The following is a 4,993-nucleotide window of genomic DNA, read 5'->3' on the forward strand; positions in this document are numbered from 1 at the left end:
CATAGTGGCGGCCAAGCAGAGCACGCCCATGAAGGAACACGCGGTCTTCTCGTAGCGGGTGGCGACAGCGCGCCACTCTTTGAGCCACGCCCAAAGACACTCGACCCGATTGCGGTTGTGGTAGATCCAGGTCGGACACGCGACAGCGGCTTCGTTGCGCTTCGCCGAGATCGCGGGGTGGGCGCCAAGGTCCTAAATGAGGTCACGGAAGGCATGGCTGGCGTATCCGCAATCAGCCACGATCCAGGCGGGGATGATCGAGAGGAGTGTCAGGAGCAGCGGTGCCAGCGGCAACTCGTGCGCCTGCCCGGGAGCCAGGGCGAAGCCGATCGCGCGACCGGAGGCATCTGTCGTGTCGCCAGATGATCGCCTCGATGGTGCGATGCAGGTCATGATGCTCCGTCTTGTGTGGCGGACGGCACGCCTCGGTGAGCGGCGCCAGCACCCCCCAGTGCGCATCCGTCAGAACCTGTGGCCTGCTTTCTTCAATCATTTCAAAGCCCGCTCCAGAACTCGACCGAGATGTGCGTGTCGGTCCGACCGGACCGGCGCTATTCGACCCGCTCCCACACAAAGGTCAGGCCCGCGGTCCTGCCAAGCAGGCTCGTCTTGGGCGTGACCACGAGGCGTGTCGGACCGTCGAAGTGCATGTCACGGACATGCTCCGTCACCATGTCGGGCTTCGACGCGGCGTCGGCGACGGTGGACAGCGTAGTGCCATCCCATTGGTAGGTGCCGGTGTAGGAGAAGAAAGGCCGCGTTGGAGCACCCGGTGACAGCGTCGGGCGAGTATCAGTCACCGCCGCTAGGACGCGTTCGTCACCGAACATGGTGATGCCCAGGGGACATAGGATCGGCGCCTCTACCTCTCGCCCGTCCTCGCCGGTGGCATGCACTTCAACAAGCTTCCAAATCGTGCCCGAAAGATTCTGCATCGCAGCTCTCAGTCGCCGTCCCCGCACAGCTTACCAAGGTAGAGCGTCTAAATGCGGGCATTCCGCCTTCGTCCCGAAACAGACCCTCAGGTTGGCAGGGTAACACTCAGGAACTGACGGGCACTAGAGGAACCTTCAAGCAATGGGAAAGGCAGAGCTTTGATGGCGTCCGGCTTGGCGACGACCCGCCTTTGACGTCTGTTTTCCCGTTGATCAACACCTGCAAGGCCAGATGGAGATGACGCCGGCTGTCGCCGCGCTTACCTGCCACGGTATGAGCCTGCCGCCTGACGATTCCCCGCCGTCCGTGCCTCCTGTGAAGCCGAAGATGTCAGCCGCGGAGCGGCGGATCCGACAGGAGGACCGACTGAAGACCATCCGGCTGCGCTTGGCGATCCGACGTGACCTCGATGAGCGTGGCGCTATCACGCCAGCCGAGGTCGGTGAGGCGCTCGGCATGTCAGCGGCCGAGGCAACCAGCCTCCTGACACGGCGCCAATGGCGCGACGGTGATGTGACGCTGCTGGAGGCCGTGGCAGCGCGGTTGGGGGTGCGGGTGCCAGGCTGACATGGGACGCTGCCTCTGTACCCAGGGCAGATCCTACCGGATCTTTCAGATACCAGCTTCGCGGAGCACGCCAACCAGGGACTTTGCGATGAAGCTTTTCACCATCACTGCCGCCCTGATGGTCGCGGCGGCCGCCAGCCCCGTCTTGGCGCATTGGGAGTACACGCAGTGGGGCATGACCGCCGAGCAGGTAATCGCCGCATCCGGCAGCAAAGCCCGGCGATGCCGCTAATGCGCCGCTATCGTGACGAGGCTGGCGGGTACGAGATCACGGTCGAGAGCACGGTGTAGGGTCCGCCCCGGCTCGCCATCGGCTTCCAGTTCGATCTGCCGGGCGGCGGGCTGCGCTGCGTCATCAGCAACACCGGCGATGATGCCGACGCACTGCGGACGCAGGTGCTGCAGCGCTATGGTGCACCTGCCGACGATTCCAGTTTAGGGCCGACGCGCACCCTGCAATGGACGACGCCCGACACGGTGGAGTTGGCCGTGAACGCCGCGCCGAAAGCCGCGGTGGTGAACCACTGCGCGCCCGGCAGGTCCTGAATGTTGCCCCGCGCTTGATGCGCCTCGTCCTCAGCCGACGGCCGCGCGACGCGACAGTGTAGTCTCTAACTCCAGTTGCTTGCGCTGATTACGGCAAACTCTTCTCGCCTCTGATGATGCAACATAGTGCACTCAATCTTGCCGAGAGCCTCATCCTTCGCCACGCAGTCGCTCCGTCGAAAGCTCCTGCAGGTCGAGGTCGTGCTCCAATGCGTGCAGCACCTCGTCGTGGATCTGGCCGGAGCGGTGCAGCCGGAGCACCTCTGCTCGCCCGGCCGCCACTGCGGCCAGCACCACCTCGAAGTGAGCGTCGCGTTCACCCTTCAGGATCTCGGCGTCCTGGCTGAAGCGCTGCGCCGCACGGGCACGATAGCCATACTGTTCCAGCAGCCGCGGGTGGTGGACCTGACCGTCGGTGCCGCGCGCCAACGTCTCCACGGTCTCAAGTTGAGTTGCCGCAACGCGCGAAGCCGCCTCGGCCCGTGTAAGCAGCTGCTCCTCACGACCCGTCGTCGCGTCGAGCCGTAACAGTCGGATCAGTGCTCCCAGCGTCGTCCCTTGCACCAGCACCGTCGCCAGGATCACGGCGAAGGCGGACACCAGGATCAGGTCGCGTCCGGGCATCGCCTCCGGCACCGAGAGGGCCACGGCTAGCGTCACCACGCCGCGCATGCCCGCCCACCCCATGACCGCCGAGGCCGCGAGGCTCGACGGCCTCACGCCGCCACCCCTGACCCTGTCGAGCAGCGCCGCCAGGCGGTCGGCGCCGAGGATCCAGGCAAAGCGCGACAGGACCACCGCACCCACCACGGTCAGCACGGGAAATCCGAGCGCCTGCGCCACGTCGCCGGCACCCCCAAGACGCTCAATCATACCGCGCAGCGACAGCCCGATGAGGATGAACACGAAGGCCTCCAGCAGGTACACCATCACCTGCCAGACCGCGGTGCCCGTGTGTCTCCCCTTCGCCCCAAACACGTCGTGCTGGTACCAACCCAGCAACAGCCCGGACACGACAGTCGCGATCACGCCTGAGGCGTGGATCCGCTCGGCGCCGATATACGCCGCCCAGGGCATTAGCAGCGTGGTGGTGATGCCGATCTCCAACTCGCGCAGCCGCTTCAGCCGCCACACCGCTCCTATGCACAACAGGCCCACCACCCCGCCCACGACGATGCCGCCGAGCGCCAGCACCGCAAAGCTCGCCGCTGCGTCCGCCAGGCTGAACGTGCCGGTCAGCGCCGCCGCCACGGCGAAGCGGAACAGCACGATTCCGGCGGCGTCGTTCAACAGGCTCTCGCCTTCCAGCAGCACCATTGTCTGTCGCGGCAGGCGCACATGCTCCAGCACCGCCTTGGCGGCCACGGCGTCCGGAGGCGAAACCACGGCACCGAGCGCGAAGCAAGCCGCCCAGGGCAACTCCGGCGCCGCCCAGTGCACCGCGATGCCGACCAGCAGCGTGGTAAACGCCACCGCGCCGATGGCGAGACCGAGAATGCCCGAGAGGTTGCGCCGGAAGTCGCGCCAGACCGTGAAGTACGCGCTGGCCGTCAACAGCGGGGGCAGGAACAGCACCAGCACCAACTCTGGGTCCAGGGTCAGCACCGGCATGCCGGGAACGAAGGCCAACGCTCCTCCACCGAGGATCAAGGCCACAGCCGGTGGTAGACGGAGCCACCGCGCCGCGAGGCCCAGGCACGCCACTGCGACCAGTAGAACCAGCACCAACTCGAATTGCGCCACCGGGCTCATACCGTGCCCTCCATCGCCGGCCGGGGGTCCGGCCCAGATCCAGGCCAGCGACCTTGTTTGAGACGCTTCAGCGAGTCCAGACTGCCTCGCTCGCCCGTACCGTACAGGATGGACGGCTAGAGCCCGACGATCCCTGCCGGGCTCTCGTCGACGAGCTTGGCGCGGCGGACATGGCCGCGCATGGTGCGGATGTCGCGGTGGCGGGAGTGCGCCATGATGGTGTCGTCGCGCGCCCCGGCCTTGTAGGCTTCGGTGATGCAGCCCGGCCGCAGCCCGTGCAGCGACAACCGCTCGAGCCCCGCGGACTTGATGCCGGCCAGCGCCAAGCGCCGCGCCAGGATCCGCGGCAGCGCGTAGGGGTGCAGCGCCGCGGTTTCCACGTTGCCCCAGCGGTCGATCTTGCGGAACACCGGGCCGTAGCGGCAGTCGCTGGCCTGCAGCCAGGCCTCTAGCGCGCGCACCGGACACGTCGCAGCGTGTCGGCCGCGCGGGAGGCCGAGCTCGGCCCCCCTGCCCTGCTGGTCGGTCTTGGCGCGCGGGATCAGCAGCCGCAGGCCCTCGGGCGTGAGGGTGATGTGCTCGCGCTGCACCGCAACCAGCTCGGAGCAGCGCAGCGCCGCGGCGAAGCCCAGCAGCAGCAGGGCGCGGTCGCGGGTGCCGGTGAGACCGTCGGTGCAGGTGGCGACGAGGCGGCGGATTTCGGTGGTGCCGATCGCCGCGGCACGTCTCTGCGGCGTGCCGTGCCGGCGGGCGATGCCGGCGAGGGTGTCGCGGATCGCCGGGTGCGAGCCCGACCAGGGCAGGCCGGCCACGTGGTGGGCGCGGCCGATGGCAGCGAGCCGTCGGCGCAGCGTCGATCCGGCATGGCTGGCGGCGAGCGCGGCGAGGTAGGCCGCGACGGTTGCCGGCGTGGCTGGCAGGGCGGTGACACCCCTGCCCGTGCACCAGGCCTCGAAGCCAGCCCAGTCCGCGGCGTAGGCGGCCAGCGTCGCCGGCGAGAGCGCCTGGCGGGCATAGCCGGCGGCGCGGACGAGGTCGGCGTCGGTGTCACATTTCCTGATCGATGTCGTACGGGATCGTAGATTTCCAGGGGCTTGGGCATGCCCTGATCCGTGTCGTCGTGCCCTCTATCGTGTCGTTCGTGCCCGCTCCGATGTCGTCTTCGTCATCCCTTCTGGGCGCATAGGGCTGG

At 67.7% G+C, this 4,993-nt stretch carries 5 protein-coding genes and 2 pseudogenes; 2 read left to right on the forward strand and 5 right to left on the reverse strand.

Going from position 1 to position 4,993, the window contains the following annotated elements:
• A pseudogene (locus tag Q7A36_RS38290) lies at window positions 1-348 on the reverse strand (transposase); the annotation flags it as partial.
• A gap of 203 nt (window positions 349-551) precedes the next feature.
• Window positions 552-935 carry a lipocalin-like domain-containing protein gene (locus tag Q7A36_RS38295; protein WP_305109046.1) on the reverse strand — a complete coding sequence of 128 codons (384 nt, stop codon included), beginning with the start codon at window positions 933-935 and terminating at the stop codon, window positions 552-554.
• A gap of 232 nt (window positions 936-1,167) precedes the next feature.
• Here Q7A36_RS38295 and Q7A36_RS38300 point away from each other — a divergent pair, with 232 nt between their 5' ends.
• Both Q7A36_RS38300 and Q7A36_RS38305 read left to right on the forward strand, forming a co-directional pair.
• Window positions 1,168-1,503, forward strand: a complete 336-nt coding sequence (locus Q7A36_RS38300; protein ID WP_305109047.1) for a hypothetical protein — start codon at window positions 1,168-1,170, stop codon at window positions 1,501-1,503.
• Between the two features lie 88 nt (window positions 1,504-1,591).
• Window positions 1,592-1,735, forward strand: coding sequence for a hypothetical protein (locus tag Q7A36_RS38305; RefSeq protein WP_305109048.1), 144 nt, complete (start codon window positions 1,592-1,594; stop codon window positions 1,733-1,735).
• Between the two features lie 464 nt (window positions 1,736-2,199).
• On the opposite strand, the gene Q7A36_RS38310 is transcribed toward Q7A36_RS38305, so the two are convergent.
• The 3 genes and pseudogenes from Q7A36_RS38310 to Q7A36_RS41950 all read right to left on the reverse strand — a co-directional run.
• On the reverse strand, window positions 2,200-3,801 hold the full coding sequence (locus tag Q7A36_RS38310; protein ID WP_305109049.1) for a Na+/H+ antiporter: 1,602 nt from the start codon (window positions 3,799-3,801) through the stop codon (window positions 2,200-2,202).
• A gap of 116 nt (window positions 3,802-3,917) precedes the next feature.
• Entirely contained in the window at window positions 3,918-4,613 is a 696-nt protein-coding gene (locus Q7A36_RS38315) for a tyrosine-type recombinase/integrase (RefSeq protein ID WP_305109050.1), read from the reverse strand.
• Window positions 4,614-4,637: 24 nt separating this feature from the next.
• Window positions 4,638-4,862, reverse strand: a pseudogene (locus Q7A36_RS41950) (site-specific integrase); the annotation flags it as partial.
• Window positions 4,863-4,993 lie beyond the last annotated feature (131 nt).

This window comes from Paracraurococcus lichenis (assembly GCF_030657435.1).
In the GTDB taxonomy this organism is placed as follows: Bacteria; Pseudomonadota; Alphaproteobacteria; order Acetobacterales; family Acetobacteraceae; genus Paracraurococcus; species Paracraurococcus lichenis.

Coding starts and splice junctions, on each gene's coding strand:
- Q7A36_RS38300 (WP_305109047.1), top strand. CDS start 1,168: ATGGAGATGACGCCGGCTGTCGCCGCGCTTACCTGCCACGGTATGAGC.
- Q7A36_RS38305 (WP_305109048.1), top strand. CDS start 1,592: ATGAAGCTTTTCACCATCACTGCCGCCCTGATGGTCGCGGCGGCCGCC.
- Q7A36_RS38295 (WP_305109046.1), bottom strand. CDS start 935: ATGCAGAATCTTTCGGGCACGATTTGGAAGCTTGTTGAAGTGCATGCC.
- Q7A36_RS38310 (WP_305109049.1), bottom strand. CDS start 3,801: ATGAGCCCGGTGGCGCAATTCGAGTTGGTGCTGGTTCTACTGGTCGCA.